The 15,084-nt window shown below is 64.4% G+C and carries 14 protein-coding genes; 7 read left to right on the top strand and 7 right to left on the bottom strand.

All coding sequences use genetic code 11. From position 1 onward, the window contains the following. Positions 1–19 precede the first annotated feature (19 nt). Complete coding sequence (locus tag ACZYZ5_RS13350; RefSeq protein ID WP_463902230.1) at positions 20–949, bottom strand: NADP-dependent oxidoreductase; 930 nt, start codon at positions 947–949, stop codon at positions 20–22. Between the two features lie 28 nt (positions 950–977). Here ACZYZ5_RS13350 and ACZYZ5_RS13345 point away from each other — a divergent pair, with 28 nt between their 5' ends. Beyond that, a complete protein-coding gene (locus tag ACZYZ5_RS13345) occupies positions 978–1,166 on the top strand; it encodes a CGNR zinc finger domain-containing protein (protein ID WP_463902251.1) in 189 nt (62 codons plus the stop codon). A 108-nt stretch (positions 1,167–1,274) separates the two neighbouring features. On the opposite strand, the gene ACZYZ5_RS13340 is transcribed toward ACZYZ5_RS13345, so the two are convergent. The 3 genes from ACZYZ5_RS13340 to ACZYZ5_RS13330 form a co-directional block, all read right to left on the bottom strand. Continuing rightward, the gene (locus tag ACZYZ5_RS13340; protein ID WP_463902229.1) at positions 1,275–3,743 is read right to left on the bottom strand and encodes a GH32 C-terminal domain-containing protein; all 2,469 of its coding nucleotides are present in this window, start codon (positions 3,741–3,743) and stop codon (positions 1,275–1,277) included. 457 nt (positions 3,744–4,200) lie between these two features. Then, positions 4,201–4,497: a putative quinol monooxygenase gene (locus tag ACZYZ5_RS13335; protein ID WP_463902228.1), complete on the bottom strand. Its 297-nt coding sequence runs from the start codon at positions 4,495–4,497 to the stop codon at positions 4,201–4,203. Positions 4,498–4,549: 52 nt separating this feature from the next. Next, positions 4,550–5,548: a LacI family DNA-binding transcriptional regulator gene (locus ACZYZ5_RS13330; RefSeq protein WP_463902250.1), complete on the bottom strand. Its 999-nt coding sequence runs from the start codon at positions 5,546–5,548 to the stop codon at positions 4,550–4,552. 164 nt (positions 5,549–5,712) lie between these two features. On the opposite strand from ACZYZ5_RS13330, the gene ACZYZ5_RS13325 reads away from it, so the two are divergent. The 4 genes from ACZYZ5_RS13325 to ACZYZ5_RS13310 all read left to right on the top strand — a co-directional run bounded on the left by ACZYZ5_RS13325 (position 5,713) and on the right by ACZYZ5_RS13310 (position 9,847). Next, positions 5,713–6,831 (top strand): substrate-binding domain-containing protein, encoded by a 1,119-nt coding sequence (locus tag ACZYZ5_RS13325; protein ID WP_160667943.1) that lies wholly within the window; start codon positions 5,713–5,715, stop codon positions 6,829–6,831. Between the two features lie 114 nt (positions 6,832–6,945). Then, a complete protein-coding gene (locus ACZYZ5_RS13320; RefSeq protein WP_463902227.1) occupies positions 6,946–7,992 on the top strand; it encodes an ABC transporter permease in 1,047 nt (348 codons plus the stop codon). Then, positions 7,989–8,783 carry an ATP-binding cassette domain-containing protein gene (locus tag ACZYZ5_RS13315; protein ID WP_463902226.1) on the top strand — a complete coding sequence of 265 codons (795 nt, stop codon included), beginning with the start codon at positions 7,989–7,991 and terminating at the stop codon, positions 8,781–8,783. Before ACZYZ5_RS13320 ends, ACZYZ5_RS13315 begins: the two co-directional genes overlap by 4 nt. Positions 8,784–8,887: 104 nt before the next feature. Beyond that, positions 8,888–9,847 carry a carbohydrate kinase family protein gene (locus ACZYZ5_RS13310; RefSeq protein ID WP_463902225.1) on the top strand — a complete coding sequence of 320 codons (960 nt, stop codon included), beginning with the start codon at positions 8,888–8,890 and terminating at the stop codon, positions 9,845–9,847. Between the two features lie 28 nt (positions 9,848–9,875). Here ACZYZ5_RS13310 and mmuM read toward each other — a convergent pair whose 3' ends face one another. Both mmuM and ACZYZ5_RS13300 read right to left on the bottom strand, forming a co-directional pair. Continuing rightward, entirely contained in the window at positions 9,876–10,844 is a 969-nt protein-coding gene (mmuM, locus tag ACZYZ5_RS13305) for a homocysteine S-methyltransferase (RefSeq protein WP_463902224.1), read from the bottom strand. 43 nt (positions 10,845–10,887) lie between these two features. Next, a complete protein-coding gene (locus ACZYZ5_RS13300; protein ID WP_463902223.1) occupies positions 10,888–11,925 on the bottom strand; it encodes a LacI family DNA-binding transcriptional regulator in 1,038 nt (345 codons plus the stop codon). Positions 11,926–12,087: 162 nt separating this feature from the next. Between ACZYZ5_RS13300 and ACZYZ5_RS13295 the strand changes: the two genes are divergently transcribed. Further along, a complete protein-coding gene (locus tag ACZYZ5_RS13295; protein WP_463902221.1) occupies positions 12,088–13,023 on the top strand; it encodes a dihydrodipicolinate synthase family protein in 936 nt (311 codons plus the stop codon). A gap of 115 nt (positions 13,024–13,138) precedes the next feature. Further along, positions 13,139–14,440: an Nramp family divalent metal transporter gene (locus tag ACZYZ5_RS13290; RefSeq protein WP_463902220.1), complete on the top strand. Its 1,302-nt coding sequence runs from the start codon at positions 13,139–13,141 to the stop codon at positions 14,438–14,440. 86 nt (positions 14,441–14,526) lie between these two features. Here ACZYZ5_RS13290 and ACZYZ5_RS13285 read toward each other — a convergent pair whose 3' ends face one another. Then, positions 14,527–15,066, bottom strand: coding sequence for an ArsR/SmtB family transcription factor (locus ACZYZ5_RS13285; protein ID WP_463902219.1), 540 nt, complete (start codon positions 15,064–15,066; stop codon positions 14,527–14,529). Between the last annotated feature and the right edge of the window lie 18 nt (positions 15,067–15,084).

Genomic DNA, 15,084 nt, shown 5'->3' with positions numbered 1-15,084 from the left:
AACCGGCCGACGCTTCGCATCACGCGACGTCGTCGACCGTGACGACAATCTTGCCGCGCGTATGCCCATCCATGTTGAGCCGGAAGGCGTCGGCCGCCTCCGGCAACGGGAACGTCCGGGCAACCTCAACGCGGATGTTTCGCTGGTCCACCAGGTCGGCGAGCGCCTGCAGCTGGGCGCCGACGGGATTGACCCACATCCAGGTGCCGCCGTGCTGCTCGACGCCGCTGTCCGCAATGGAGGCGTGGCGGCCGCCGTCGGCCAGGACAGCCAGAGTGGATTCAAGGTTCCCGCCCACGAAGTCCGCGACGACGTCAACGCCTTCGGGCCGCAGGGCCCGCACCCGGGCAGCGAGTCCTTCGCTGTAGCTGACGGGCTCTGCCCCGAGTGACCGCAGGAAGTCGTGGTTCCTTTCTGAGGCGGTCGCGATGATGCTGGCGCCCAGCGCCGCGGCGATCTGGATGCCCAGGGACCCAACACCGCCGGCGCCGCCATGGATCAGCACCGTCTCGCCCGCTTTGAGGCCCAGACGGGTAAGGACTTGATAAGCCGTCAAGCCCGCCAAGGGAAGACCGGCGGACTCATTCCAGCCCAGGGACGCGGGCTTGCGGGCGAGGAGCCGCTCCGGCAGGGCAATATATTCAGCGAAGCTGCCGCCGTGGACGTAGTCCTTGCGGCCGTAGGAAATGACTTCATCGCCGGGCCGGAAATGCGGCGCGTCGATGCCCACTGACTCGACGACGCCGGCCACATCCCACCCGGGAATCGCCGGGAACTGCAGGTCCATGGCTGCGTCCAGGTAGCCGGCCATGATCTTCCAGTCGACCGGGTTCACCGCTGCCGCTTTGACTTTGACCAGGACCATCCCGGGCCCGACCTTCGGCATCGGTTCCTCGGTCAGTTCGAGGACGTCAGGGTTTCCGTATTCGCTGTAGGTAATTGCTTTCATGCAAGGCTGAACAGCCGCTCCCGGGGCTATATTCCGTAACGCCGATGACGCTGCCTCGCTGCTAAGCGGCGACCAAGCATCGCTGCTCGCCTCCTGTGAAGCGGACTCGTGCGAGCGATTCTTCCTCCGCACCCACGCACGACGGCAGTGGTGCTCAACCCGGTGCGGCGACCGAGTCCGCGCAGCAAGAGCCTACTCACGCAAACGCGCTATTTGACGCCGAGCGGAGCATCGTCGGTATGGAAAAATTGAAGGGACTGAGCACGGCGCGATACCGTACGCAGCCCCTTCAACTCCAACTCCTAGGAGCAGGTCCGACATGGGGCTAGGGCTGCTTCTTTTTTTCGGGGAGGAACATTGCCTTCTCCAGCGGGGTCACGGTGAGTGATTTGAGCTGGGCGGTCCCGCCTTCCGCGAAGAGGGCCATCTTGTCGGCTCCGGCATTGGGGAATACCTGGTCCGTGATGGTCCGCAGACCGTTCTGGGCGAACACCTCTACCGATGAGCGGTCGAGGTAGATCCGCATCGTGATGTTCCCCTCCGCGTCCAGGGTGACGGGGGCGTCCTCGATCGAAGCGAAGGCCGGGTGGAACGCGGTGTTGCCGGAGTTGGTGCGGTCAACGAACATCGTCCCCGCGGTGGCGTCGTAGCCGACGACGGTGGATGATGTTCCATCGCCCAGCACGGTGATGCCGGATTTCTGGGCCGTGCCCGGAGTGAAGGTGATGTCGACGCGTTGGACCTGGCCGGAGGCGGCCGCCGGCAGCGGAGTTGTTCCGGTCGCGATCGGAATGCCTTTTTTGGTTGAGTAGCTTGGCTTTATGGCCAGCTTGTCGACCTGCTTTACGGCGCTTTGGGCGAGTCGGGGACCTTCCGGGGTCTGCGTCAGTTTCACTTCACGCGGCAGGGACATGGCGCTGCGCCACGGGTTCGTGGGGATGTCGTTGGCGTAGTCCCAGTTGTTCATCCAGCCCAGCATGACCCTCTTGTCTGCTGGCATGTTGGCGAAGGACACGGCGGCGTAGTAGTCCCGGCCGTAGTCCAGCCAGTCATAGGACTGCAGTCGGGTTTTCGCTGGCGCGGAGCTCGCCATGAATTCGTCAGCGAGGATGTGCCCCCAGCCGAACCGGTTGTTGTCGACCACTTTGATGTGCGCCTCCTGGCCAGCAAATTCCTTGACATTCCATGATGCCCAGTCGAGCGTTTCACTGTCGTTTCCCGTGGCCGTGCGCACCACCTGTCCATTGACTACCAGGTTCACGGATTCTTCATCGGACCTGGGAACAGCGGCGGTGTCGGTGAGCATGACATGGTCAAGGGTCAGGTGTCCCCACCCGCCGGTGGCTTGGTCTACGACCCGCAGCTGTGCATTCTGTCCCGCGAATTCGGAGACGTCCCAGCCCTTCCAGTTCAGGATTCCGGCATTGTCTCCCGCCAGGGAGCGGACCACGCTGCCGTTGATGAGCAACTGGACGGCAAGGAGCTGACCGGAGCCCGCGGAGCGGTTGCCGCCGCCGACCAGCATGCTCATGAAATTCTTGGTGATGGGGAATGCCGGTGAGGTCAGGGTTCCCTGCCGGTCATCGCCCGGTGCGGTGCCGGTGTCGAAGGTGTTGATCCGCTTGGCCCCGATGTAGAAGTCCCCGCCGCTGGCGGAGGGCTGGAAATTGGGGGTGAGGTCGCCGGTTCCGGTCCAGTCGGCGTCGGCCAGTGTGGTCCCTGCGGGAACCTCGAAGCCGTTGAACTTGAGCTCGCCCTCGGGTGGGGTGTTGTCCAGCTTGTCCGAGACCCGCGGGTGCTTGCCGCCGCCCACGAGGAAGTTCAAATAGTCATCGGACACCGTAAAGGTCGGTGACTGCATGGACCCTAGCGGCCAGTCGCCGTCGTTGAACGAATTGACCAGGCCGGTGGCACCGAATCCGGTCACCGGGCTCTGGCCGGGAAGAGCGCCAGCGGCGGGGGCGTCACCGAAAGGGCCGTTCCTCCAGTTGCCCGGCTCGTTGTTCACAGTCCAGCCGTTGTAGGTTCCGTCGTTGAACCCGGCCAGGACCGTGCCCGGAGGAACCGCTGCGGCTGGCTTGGTGGTCTCGGAGGTAAAGGTGGTGCCATCGAAGTTTCCGACAAAGTACTGTCCCGCGGACCCGCCGGCGACGCCGCCGGGATTGATATTGACGACCATGACCCATTTGATGTTGTTCATATCGCCGTCCACGGCGAGCGGGAACAGGTCCGGGCATTCCCACTGTCCCCCGGTGGCATTGGCGGGCCCGAATTCGCTCAGCGCCGTCCAGTCCTTGAGGTTGGCGGACTTGTAGAGGACCACCTTGTGCTCCTGTGCCTCCACCGCCGTCATCACCCAGTCGCCACCGCCGCCGGGTTGGCTGTACCAGAAGACCTTGGGGTCGCGGAAGTTAGCCGAGTTACGGTCCAGGACCGGGTTCTGATCGTACTGGGTCCACGTCTGCCCGTCGTCCAGGCTGTAGGCTAGCGACTGCGCCTGCAGGCCCCGATGCGGAGAAGCGTCCTTGTACGCGCTGGTAAAGATAGCGATCAGCGGCGGGTTCTTCTTTGTTCCGAAACCGGAGCTGTTGTCTTTGTCCACCACGACGCTTCCGGAGAATATGTCCTGCTGGGCATCGGTGGAGATCGCCAGGGGCTGCTCCTCCCAGTGGACAAGGTCCTTGGACGTGGCATGACCCCAGGACATGTTCCCCCAGGTGTTGCCGGAGGGGTTGTGCTGGTAGTACAGGTGGTAGACGCCCTTGTGGAAGACCATCCCGTTCGGATCGTTCATCCAATTTTTTTCGGGCGTGAAGTGGAAGGCCGGCCGGTAGGGTTCGTCCCCGAGGGTTGTGGCAGCCGACGCCGGCAGGGAACTTGCCAGTGCCGCGGCCAGAGTCAGTCCCGCTAGGGTCAGTGCAGAAACGGCATGCGTCCTGCGGGTGGTCGTTCTCTTCATCTGCTTTTTTCGCCCTTCATCGCGCGTGTCTCCGATAGACAACGTTGTCAGTGCGAAGGACACTAAGTTATGTCCATCAGACAAGTCAACGGTTCTATCGGCTCAAGCATGTGAGAGCCGGCTCTCTGTCGACGCAGCGAAGCGACATGGACGGGCAGCACAAAGTTCCCCGCCAACGGGACTGTCTGGAAGGGTCTCTTCCGGTACGGGGTTCCGTTCACCCCCTTTAAGGGAGCCCAGGCGGGTCCCGTCAACGGGGCCTTGGCGCGCCTTGGCGCGCCTTGGCTGAAGGCTATTCCACGGGCAGGAGCCAGGTCAGCGCCGACCCGTCGCCCTCGATGTGGCGGGCCAGTTCCTCATTGAATTTGGCGCCGTAGTCGGCGTCGATGTGTTTCTGGAATGCCGCTTCGTCGCTGTAGACCTCGAAGACAAAGTACTCCCGGGGATTCTCTTCCCGTGTATAGGGAAGGAACAGTTCGTTGCCCTGTTCCCGGCGGACGTGCCGGGTCAGTTCGAGCATCATCTCCGCGACGCGGGCTTCGCTGCCGGGCTTGACGGTGAACTCGGCGTACAGGGTTTTGGTCATCATGATCCCTTTCAGGTCAATATGTTCGGCGGACTGTTCAGGAAGTTCCCCGGCGTCAGGCCGGAGGGCGCAGTTCCCCGGAGCCCCTTTGCACCAGCTCCGACGGGACAACATAGGTATGCGGAGGCTGCTGGTCGCCGTCAATCCTGGCCAGCAGCCGCTCCGCTGCCAGCTTCCCAATCCGCTCGGGGTGCTGGGCGATGACTGTCACGCCGGGATCCATCATGTCGGCAAGCGTGAAGTCATCGAACCCTATCAACGCCACGCGTTTGTTTAGCCCGAGCTCTCTCAGAGCACGCATGGCGCCGAAAGTGATGAGGTTCTGACTGGAGAAGATCGCAGTCGGCGGTTCGCCGGAAGTGAGAAGCTCCAACGCGGCCAACCTCGCCGATTCCTCGTCGTGAAGGTTTTCACGGACAGGAACCGTTGAGGTGGGCATGCCCTGCCGGCCGATCTCTTCCATGAACCCCCGACGGCGTTCCCGCGCGGTCTGGATGTCGGTGCGGTCCCCCAAGTAGGCGAGCCTGGTGTGGCCCCGGCTCATCAGGTGAGCGGCCGCACTCGCGGCACCTACGGCGTTGTCGGTCACCACAGCGTCTGCTTCCATCCCTACCGGCTCACGGTCAATGAAGACCAAGGGCAGGTCACGGGAATGCTCCGGGATTACATACGCTTGGCTTCGGGCGATCGGCGTGAGGATGAGCCCGTCCACGCGCCGGCCAAGAAATGCCGTAACGATGGCCTGCTCCCGCTGGGGGTCATCATCGAGGCTCGCGGCAAAAACCGCTATCCCCCGGGCCCCCAGCGCATCTTCTATTGCCCGGTTGATCTCGCCGCTGAATGGGTTGGAGACACTCGGCAGCAGGAGCCCGACGGAGAGCGTTCGCCTGCCCGCGCGGCGCAGGCTGCCGGCGGCCATGTCCAGCTGGTAGTTGAGTTGTCGTGAAGCGCTGAGCACCTTTTCCCGGGTGGCATCCGACACGCCAGGTTCGTCGTTGATCACCCGAGACACGGTCTTAATTCCGACGCCGGCAAGGGCAGCCACGTGGCGCATTGTCGGACGACTGGCGGAAAGGGCCGGCTGGCTACGATCGGACATCGTTGTCAAATAAATCGCTCCTTCTAAGTTGCATCTATTGACTCTCCGGTGTGATGCTGCTTACATCGTACATGACATCGTTGTCGAGGCCAGTGAGGCCTCAAACACCAGGAGATTCAATGTTGAGTTCCAAAGCACCCCGTTCAACGGCCACCCGCCTGTTCGCTGCAGGAGCAGTGCTGACCCTGGGAGCGCTCAGTCTTTCAGCCTGCGGCGGAAGTTCCCCGTCCACCACATCAACGGGAAGCGCGTCCGGGGAAAAGGTGGGCGTCTCGCTGATCGTTAAGACCACGACCAACCCGTTCTTCGTCTCCATGCAGGACGGGGCGAAGAAGGCGGCCGAGGCCGGCGGCGTGGACCTTAAGCTCGCAGCCGGCAAGGCTGACGGCGACGAGGACACCCAGATCCAGGCCATCGAGAACGCCATCTCCAAGGGCGACAAGGGCATCCTGATCACCCCCAACGGTCCGTCCGTAGTGGACGCCCTGAAGAAGGCCAAGGACGCCGGGCTCTTCGTCATCGCCCTGGACACCCCGCCGGACCCGGCCGACGCCGCCGACATCACGTTCGCCACCGACAACTTTGCCGCCGGCGAGCTGATCGGCAAATGGACCGCAGCCCAGCTGGATGGGAAAAAAGCGACCATTGCCCTCGTCGATCTCTTTGACGACAAGGTGGTCTCGGTTGACTACAACCGGGACCAGGGCTTCCTGACCGGCCTGGGTATCGACACGGCGGACAAGAAGAAGAACGGCGACGAAGCCAAGACCGGCAAGTACACCGGCGGCAAGGGCGGCGACTACGAGATCGTCGGCAGCCAGGCCTCCCAGGGTGCCGAGGACGGCGGACGCACCGCCATGGAAACCCTCCTCGCCAAGAACCCGAACATCAACGTCGTCTACACCATCAACGAACCTGCAGCAGCCGGTGCTTTCGAGGCACTGAAGGCCGCCGGCAAGGAAAAGGACGTGCTGGTGGTTTCGGTGGACGGCGGCTGCACGGGCGTGAACAACGTCAAGGCCGGCGTCATCGGTGCCACGGCCCAGCAGTACCCGGTCAAGATGGCCGAACTGGGAGTGAAGGCTATCGTTGACCTCGCCAAGACCGGCCAGAAGCCGGCCAACTCCCCGGGGCTGGACTTCTACAACACCGGCGTCGAGCTCGTCACGGACAAGCCGGCCGACGGCGTCAAGAGCATCACCACCACCGAGGCCTCCGACATCTGCTGGGGAAAGTAACGCACCCAGCTTCACTGCGGGGCGGGGACGCCGGAGCCCGCTATCGGCCTCCCCGCACTGCATCTACCGAGCTAGCTCCGCTCTAGCAACCATCACGGAAGATCAGGACCAATCGTGACCCAGCAACAGACCGCCGGCCCGCCCAGCACCGGGCCTGCCGACCTGGCGGAGGAATTCCTCGACCGCCAGACACCGCTCAGCCGGATCCGCAATATCCTCCACCGCTACCCCGCGGTCAGCCCCGCCCTCGTACTTCTCATCTCGGTGGTGGTTTTCGGCCTCCTCAATGACAGGTTCCTGCGGGTTGAAAACCTCTCCCTGATTACCCAGCAGGTCTCCGTCGTCGGCACCCTGGCCATCGCCCAGACCCTCATCATTCTCACCGCAGGCATCGACCTTTCCGTCGGGGCCGTCATGATCCTTTCGTCCATGGTCATGGCCCAACTCGCTGTCAATAACGGAGTGCCTGCGCCCCTCGCGCTGCTCGCGGGCCTGATCGTCGGCCTCGCAGCCGGAGCCCTCAACGGGTTCCTGGTCACCCGGTTCCGACTCCCGCCGTTCATCGTCACCCTGGGCACACTGAACATCTTCATCGCCCTGACCCTGCTCTACTCCAACGGAGCGACAGTGCGCGGCTCGGCCATGCCGCCCCTTCTGACGTGGACCGGAACCACCTTCCCGGTGGGCCCGGTCAGGATCTCCACCGGCGTCGTCGTGATGCTCCTGCTCTACATCGCGATCGCGTTCATCCTCGGCAAAACCGCCTGGGGCCGGCACGTCTACGCCGTGGGCGATGACAAGGAAGCTGCCCGCCTGGCCGGCATCGCCGTGAACAAGGTCCTCATGAGCGTCTACCTCGCCGCCGGCGCCGTCCTGGCCGTCGGCGCCTGGATCCAGATCGGCCGCACCAACGCAGCCAGCCCCAACGCCGGCGTCGATCTGAACCTGGACTCCATCACCGCAGTGGTCATCGGCGGAACCAGCCTCTTTGGCGGACGCGGGTCGGTCTGGGGAACCCTCCTGGGCGCCCTGATCGTCGGCGTCTTCCGCAACGGACTCTCCCTCGCAGGCCTGGATGTGCTCTACCAGACCCTCGCCGTGGGCGTCCTCATCATCCTCGCTGTGTCCATAGACCAGTGGATCCGAAAGGTGAAATCATGACCGCCACCCACCTGGAACCGGCCGGAACCCAAATGCGCCAGCCCATCCTGCAGGCCCGGAACCTCGTCAAGACCTTCGGCCGCGTCGTAGGCCTGGACGGCGTCAGCCTGGACCTGTACCCGGGCGAAGTCCTGGCGATCATCGGCGACAACGGTGCAGGCAAGTCCACGCTGATCAAGTGCCTCACCGGTGCCGAGATTCCGGATACGGGCGAGCTGATGGTGTCCGGGCAGCCGGTCCACTTCAAACGCCCCCAGGACGCCCGTGCCCACGGAATCGAAACGGTGTACCAGAACCTCGCCGTCTCGCCAGCCCTGGACGTCGCCTCCAACCTGTTCCTGGGCCGGGAGGAACGGCGTGCGGGACTCCTCGGCAGCGTGTTCCGGATGCTTGACACCAAAGGCATGCGCACGAAGGCCAAGCAGGAATTGGCCCGGCTGGGAATCTCCACCCTCCAGGACGTCACAGTGCCGGTGGAGAACCTCTCCGGCGGCCAGCGCCAGGCTGTCGCCGTGGCCCGCGCCGCGGCGTTCGGTTCCAAAGTCGTCGTGCTGGACGAGCCGACGGCGGCACTCGGCGTCCGGGAATCGAACCAGGTCCTCCAACTGGTCCGGGACCTCCGGGACCGCGGGCTGCCAGTCATCCTGATCAGCCACAACATGCCCCACGTGTTCGATGTGGCGGACAGGATCCACATCCAGCGCCTCGGCAAATGCGCTGCCACCATCACCCCGAAATCCCACACCATGACCGATGCGGTGGCGATCATGACGGGTGCTGCCACCGCCTGAACAGCGGCTGCCGCCATTTCAGTTCCGCGGACCGGGCCACTTCAGTCCGCGGACTGAGGTGGCCCGGACGCACCCCGCCATCAGCATCCCACGGGAGACTCACTATGGATTACTTCAAAACAGCCCTGCCCGACCCTCACCAGACGCTCGACGTCATGGTCGTAGGCGAAGCGCTGATCGACGTCGTCACAACGTCACAGACCCGGGTGGAACACCCGGGCGGCTCGCCGGCCAATGTCGCGTACGGACTTGGCCGCCTCGGCGTAACCACGGGTCTGCTCACGGCCATCGGCCCGGACCCGCGGGGAATCGCCATCGAAGACCATCTCCGCAGCGCAGGAGTCATACTTCTGCCCGGATCACGGTCCCTGACCCGGACCGCATCGGCAACGGCAACCCTTGAACCGGACGGCTCCGCCGCGTACGAGTTCGACATCTCCTGGGACCTTGCCCCGACAGCCCCTGCCTACTTTCCAAAAATCCTGCACACCGGATCAATCGCCACGTTCCTTAGTCCCGGTGCCGGCGCTGTGAAATCGCTGCTCGAACAGGCCCACAGACACTGCATGATCACCTACGACCCGAATATCAGGCCAGCCCTGCTCGGCAGCCACTGGGAGGCGAAAGCCACCTTCGAAGAACTCGTGCCCTTAACCGACGTCGTCAAACTCAGCGATGACGACGCCCGGTGGCTGTACCCCCAAAAAAGCCTGGACGAAGCCGCGGCCCACATTCTCGGTCTGGGCGCGGAACTTACCGTCGTCACCAGGGGCGCGCAAGGCTCACAATTCACGACCGCCGCCGCTAACGTCAGCATTCCCGCCGTGAAGTCCAAAGTTTCCGACACCATCGGCGCCGGGGACTCCTTCATGTCCGCCCTCATCTTGGGCTTCCTCACGCGGGGAACCGAAGGCTTCGCCCCAGCCGTCTTGGATCAGCTCGGACACACCGCAGCGGCAGCTGCGGCCATTACCGTACAGCGCCCGGGAGCGAACCCTCCGAACCTGGAGGAACTCGACGCGGCCCTCGGCGCCCGGTCCGTCGCCCACTACGCGGGTTCGTGAAGCCCAACACCCGCCGGGAAGATGCTGGTCAGGGATTCTCGGAGAGCCTGGCCACGGCGGCAATATCGTGCGGGGTCGTTCGACAGCACCCGCCTACGAGCCGGGCACCGAGTTCACGCCAGATGGGGGTTCCCTCCGCAAGGCTTAGGGGCGTCTTGCTGTTTGGGCCCGTAGGGCTGTCCCCGGCGGCCGCCTGTCCCCACGTTTTGGTGACTGCGTCATATGTTTCTCCGGAATTCGGGTAGGCGATCAGGGGCGTTTCGGTGGCGTTGCCCAAGGCCTCCAAGGCCGGGGAGACCAGCTCCAGCGGCACACAGTTCACGCCGATCGCCACCGCGAGCGGCTGCTCCCTGCAGAGCTTTGCCACCTGAGCCAGCGGCGTGCCGTCGCTGATGTGGCCGCCGTCCCTCAGCGTGAAGGAGAGCCAGGCTTCTACGTCGAACTCCTTCATGAGCGCCAGCAGGGCCTGGGCCTCTGGCAATGAAGGCAGCGTCTCGCAGGCCAGAAAGTCCGCTCCGGCGTCCACCAGCGCTGAGATTCGAGGCCGGTGGAACTCCAGGAACTCGTTTGGGCTGAAGCGGTAGTCGCCCCGGTATTCCGATCCGTCCGCGAGGTAGGCGCCGTAAGGTCCGACGGATCCTGCAACGAGCAGGGGGCCCGCATCCGGGTTTTCGACCAGGTGCTCGCGGCGCGCCTGGTCGGCCAGGCGCACACTCAATGCCACCCGGTCCAGGGCCTCTTCCTTGCCGAGGCCGCGCCGGGCAAATCCCAGGGGCGTGGCCTGATAGCTCGCCGTGATGGCGACCGCGGCTCCTGCACGGAAGTAGTCGCGGTGCACGCGCTTGACGAGGTGCGGCTGTTCCAGAAGGACTTTGGCCGACCACAGCGGATCTTCCAGATCGCAGCCGTGCGCTTCGAGCTCGGTGGCAAGTGCGCCGTCAACCGTCAGGGTCGCTCCGTCGGCGAGCATGCGGGAGATTTTGGTGTTACTGGGCATTGTTATTGGACTCCAAGCGGTTCGGTTCTTGCCTGCCTGTCTTCTAGGAGACGTGCGGTGTGGAGTATCTGGGTGAACCGCTCGATTCGCGGGGTATGAGCGTGGGCATGGATTTCCGGATTTTGGGTTCCTTGTCGGGGTTCACAATGAGGTCGATGGCGTTGCCGGCGATCTGGTCCAGAGGCACCCGCACGGACGAGAGCGGGGTGGACAGGCGGGATGAGAGGGGTATGTCGTTGTAGCCAACCAGGGCCAGGTCTTGTCCGACGGTGACATGGAAGCGGTGGGCTGCCGCGATGATCCCCATGGCCAGGTTGTCGTTGGCGGCGAACACTGCGCTGGGGCGTTTTCCGGTATTGCCGACCAGCAGGGATTCCCCGGCGGAGAACCCGTTTTCAATGCCGTAGCCGGCGGCCATTAGCCATTCTTCCGGTGTCTCAATGCCGGCTTCGTCCAGGGCTCTGCGGGCGCCGGCAAGGCGGGCCACCCCGGTGGAGGTGAATGACGGTCCGGTCACAACGGCGATGTCGCGGTGCCCGAGATCGATGAGGTGCCGGACCGCCAGGTATCCGCCCACCTCGTCGTCGCCGAGTGCTGAGGGACTGACCCCGTCGGTACGCAGGACCAGCGCGTGCGCCACTCCGCGTTCGCGCAGATGCCGGGGCAGTTCGTCGTCGAGCCGTGCAGTGGCGAGGATCAGCCCGTCGACGTTGCGGTCGAGCAGGGTTTCCGCGGCGCGGCGTTCATCGTCGGGATCATCGCCGCTGGTGGCCACCATCGCGAAGTAGCCGCGGTCCGACGCCGCCCGCTCGAGTTCTTCGAACATGAGGGCCATCACGGTGTCACTGAGCCGCGGCACGAGCACCCCAAGGGTCCGGGTCTCGCCCCTGCGCAGGTTGGAGGCGAAGGAGTTCCGGCGGTAGCCCAGCTCCTCGGCCACTTTCCGGACGTGCGCTGCCGCAGCCGACTTCGACGCAGTTCCCCGCTCATCCAGGGCGCGGCTGGCCGTGGAGAGACTGACACCGCTGGCCGCGGCAACGTCCCTGAGCGTAACGGTCGTCCCTGGGCTGGCCGGTTCCATGTGCGTTCTCCTGTTCACTGTGGTCTTGGTAGACACTCTATTTTCCCCCTATTGGGATCCAGCCATTGACAGTGAGGTGCAACACACGTCAAGATGAAAACGTTCCCGCAAACGTTCTCATAGATTATCGGGACTTCGATCAACAAGACAGAGGAAGCTCTCATGACCATCGATCTCCGCGGACTTGTTCCCGCACCTGTAACCCCGTTCAACCGCGACGGCAGCGTCGACGTTGACGCGATCCACCGTCTGGGCGGCTGGCTGGCCAGCGTCGAAGGCGTCAAAGGCCTCGTTGTTCTCGGCCACGCCGGCGAAGGCACGTTCCTGACCCAGGAAGAGCAGTCCCTGGTCATCCGCGAATTCAAGAACGCCGTCAAGGGCCAGATCCCGATCATCGCCGGCATCACGGGAGAGGGCAATATGGTCGCTGCCCAGGAGGCCAAGCGCGCCGTCGAGGCCGGCGCCGCGGCCGGCCTGGTCTACCCGTCCCACGGCTGGCTTCGCTTTGGCTACCAGAAGGGTGCACCGCAGACCCGCTACAAGGAAATCTACGAAACCTCCGGCCTGCCCCTCATCCTCTTCCAGTACCCGGACGCCACCAAGGCCACGTACGACCTGGAAACCCAGCTCGAGATCGCCGGCCAGGAAGGCGTGTTCGCGACCAAGAACGGGGTACGGAACATGAAGCGCTGGGACACTGAGATCCCGGTCCTGCGGGCCACCTACCCGGACCTGCAGATCCTGACCTGCCACGACGAGTACCTGCTGCACACCATGTTCGACGTCGACGGCGCCCTCGTCGGCTACGGCGGACTCGCCCCCGAGCCGCTGGTGGAGCTCATCGCCGCCGGCAAGGCCCAGGACTACGCCGCGGCGCGCGCCATCCACGACCGCCTCCTGCCGGTAACGAAAAACGTCTACCACCGCGGATCGCACATGGAAGGCACCGTCGCCCTCAAGGAAGGCCTCGTCGCCCGCGGCATCCTCGAGCACGCCACGGTCCGCCCGCCGCTGCTCCCCCTGGCCGAAGGCGCCAGCGAGGAAATCGCACAGGCTCTGAAGTCCGCCAACCTGGGCAGCGTCACCGTTCCCGTCTGATCTCCGGATCCCCGCAGGTGGCGGGCCCGGCCCGCCACCTGCATCCCATGCCTTATTCTCCAATTGGGTCACCGACGACCACAGCAGCAGTGTCGCTGTAGAAGGAGGACTCGCAATGAGCGAGCCAAAGAACACCATTGCCTCCCCGCACGCTCACCGAGGACACATGGCCACCACACCCGACCACCACCCGGCCCCGGAAGCACGGCCCAAACGACGGACATTCCTGGGCTACCTCGCCCTCATGGGCCCCGCCTTCGTTGTCGGCGCCTGGCAATTCGGGCCCGGAAACCTCACCACGGCCGTGCAAGCCGGCAGCCTGTACGACTACACCCTGATCTGGGTCATCGCCGTCTCCACCGTCCTCATGATCTTTTTCACCGACATGAGCGTCCGGCTCGGCATCGCCGCACCCGGTTCCCTGATCACCGCCATCAAACAGCACCTGGGCAAATGGGTCGGCGTGCTGGCCGGCTTCGGCGTCTTCGGCATCACCCTTATGTTCTCCGTCGGCAACGCCGTCGGATCCGGGCTGGGGCTCTCGCTGGTGTTCGGCGGTTCCCCAGTCCTCTGGACCGTTGTCTGCACAGCAGCCGTCGGCTTCGTCCTGGCCTTCCGCAACGTCTACGGAATCGTGGAAAAGGCGCTTCTGGTCATTGTCCTGCTGATGGGAATCGCGTTCATCGCCAGCACCATCGTCGCGCAGCCGGACTGGTACCGGGCCATGGAAGGCATGGTGCCGAGCCTTCCGGCAGGAAGCGAGATCCTCATCGTGGCCCTGGTCGGCACCAACTTCTCCATCAATGCCGCTTTCTACACCTCCTACGGCATCAAGGAAAACGGCCGTACCCGCGCCGACTACCGAGACATCACCCTCGTCGACACCATTCCCGGAATCGTCGCCCCCGGCATCATGACCGCCCTCGTCATCATGGTCTCCGCTGCCGTGCTGGGCAAGACCGGAGCCGAAGCGGGAACTATCAACGCCCTGGCCTCCATCTTCACGCCGCTGGCCGGGCCTGTGGGAGCCACGGTCTTCGCCCTCGGACTCTCCGGGGCCGCCTTTTCATCCATGATCGCCAATGCCACCGCCGGCGGCACCATGTTCTCCGACGCCCTTGGCCGCGGCGCGAAAGCCGGATCCCCCACGGCCCGCATTTTCACCGGTGTCATTTTGGCCTTCGGACTGGTCATCACATTGTCCTTCCAGTCCTCCCCCGTCGGACTGATCGTCATCGCCCAGTCACTCACCGTTCTCATCGCACCCATGCTCGGCGTCCTCATCGTCATCATGGCCAACAAGAAATCCGTCCTCGGAGACCTGCGCAACAAGTGGTGGCAAAACCTGTTCGGCGCCATCGGCCTCATCGCCATCGTCGCCTCTTCCCTGCGGCTCATCACCACACTGATCGGCTAAACGGCCCCGGCACCGAAGCGCCACCCACGAGGAGTGTCCCCCGCGATGGCGGGGGGCACTCCTCTCTGTGGAACGATATTGGGTGACTAGTCCGACGACCGGTGCAGGACAAAGAGGCCGCCGTACGCCGGCTGTTCCGACCGCTGCCGGTCGCTGTCGGTGTATTCGCTCAGCACAGCGTAGATGCGCGTGATGAGGTCCTCAGCGTCTGCCTCGGAGAGGTGCAGCACGAAGCGGGAGAGGCTAGCGAGCGCATCCGGCCCCGCCTCCGTCAGCTCTTCCCGAAACGCCTCGATCGGCGCCAGCGGACCGCCCGGACCGGCTTCACCCAGTGCGGTGTCCAGATGCCAGGACCGCCCCGTGGAACGATACGGCTTCTCCAGCGCACCGCTCTCTCCCGTGCGGACCGCGGCGGGCTCCAGGAACCCGGTGGAGAGCAGTTGCCGCACGTGATAGAGCATCGTCCCCGGGTCCTGGCCCAGCCGGTCGGCGAGTTGCTTGTTGGTCAGTTCGTGGAGCCCGCACAGGCGCAGGATCCGCAGGCGCAGCGGATGGGCCAGTGCCTTGATTTCGCGGGCGCTTGCGGCGGGTTTCTTTTCCGCACCCGTCTGTTCTGCGTCCGTCATGTATCCATCCTACGAACT

The organism is Pseudarthrobacter ribosi (assembly GCF_055412865.1).
This window is presented reverse-complemented; position numbering and strand designations above follow the sequence as displayed.

Coding starts and splice junctions, on each gene's coding strand:
- ACZYZ5_RS13350 (WP_463902230.1), bottom strand. CDS start 949: ATGAAAGCAATTACCTACAGCGAATACGGAAACCCTGACGTCCTCGAA.
- ACZYZ5_RS13340 (WP_463902229.1), bottom strand. CDS start 3,743: ATGAACGATCCGAACGGGATGGTCTTCCACAAGGGCGTCTACCACCTG.
- ACZYZ5_RS13335 (WP_463902228.1), bottom strand. CDS start 4,497: ATGATGACCAAAACCCTGTACGCCGAGTTCACCGTCAAGCCCGGCAGC.
- ACZYZ5_RS13330 (WP_463902250.1), bottom strand. CDS start 5,548: ATGCGCCACGTGGCTGCCCTTGCCGGCGTCGGAATTAAGACCGTGTCT.
- ACZYZ5_RS13325 (WP_160667943.1), top strand. CDS start 5,713: ATGTTGAGTTCCAAAGCACCCCGTTCAACGGCCACCCGCCTGTTCGCT.
- ACZYZ5_RS13315 (WP_463902226.1), top strand. CDS start 7,989: ATGACCGCCACCCACCTGGAACCGGCCGGAACCCAAATGCGCCAGCCC.
- ACZYZ5_RS13310 (WP_463902225.1), top strand. CDS start 8,888: ATGGATTACTTCAAAACAGCCCTGCCCGACCCTCACCAGACGCTCGAC.
- mmuM (WP_463902224.1), bottom strand. CDS start 10,844: ATGCCCAGTAACACCAAAATCTCCCGCATGCTCGCCGACGGAGCGACC.
- ACZYZ5_RS13300 (WP_463902223.1), bottom strand. CDS start 11,925: ATGGAACCGGCCAGCCCAGGGACGACCGTTACGCTCAGGGACGTTGCC.
- ACZYZ5_RS13295 (WP_463902221.1), top strand. CDS start 12,088: ATGACCATCGATCTCCGCGGACTTGTTCCCGCACCTGTAACCCCGTTC.
- ACZYZ5_RS13290 (WP_463902220.1), top strand. CDS start 13,139: ATGAGCGAGCCAAAGAACACCATTGCCTCCCCGCACGCTCACCGAGGA.
- ACZYZ5_RS13285 (WP_463902219.1), bottom strand. CDS start 15,066: ATGACGGACGCAGAACAGACGGGTGCGGAAAAGAAACCCGCCGCAAGC.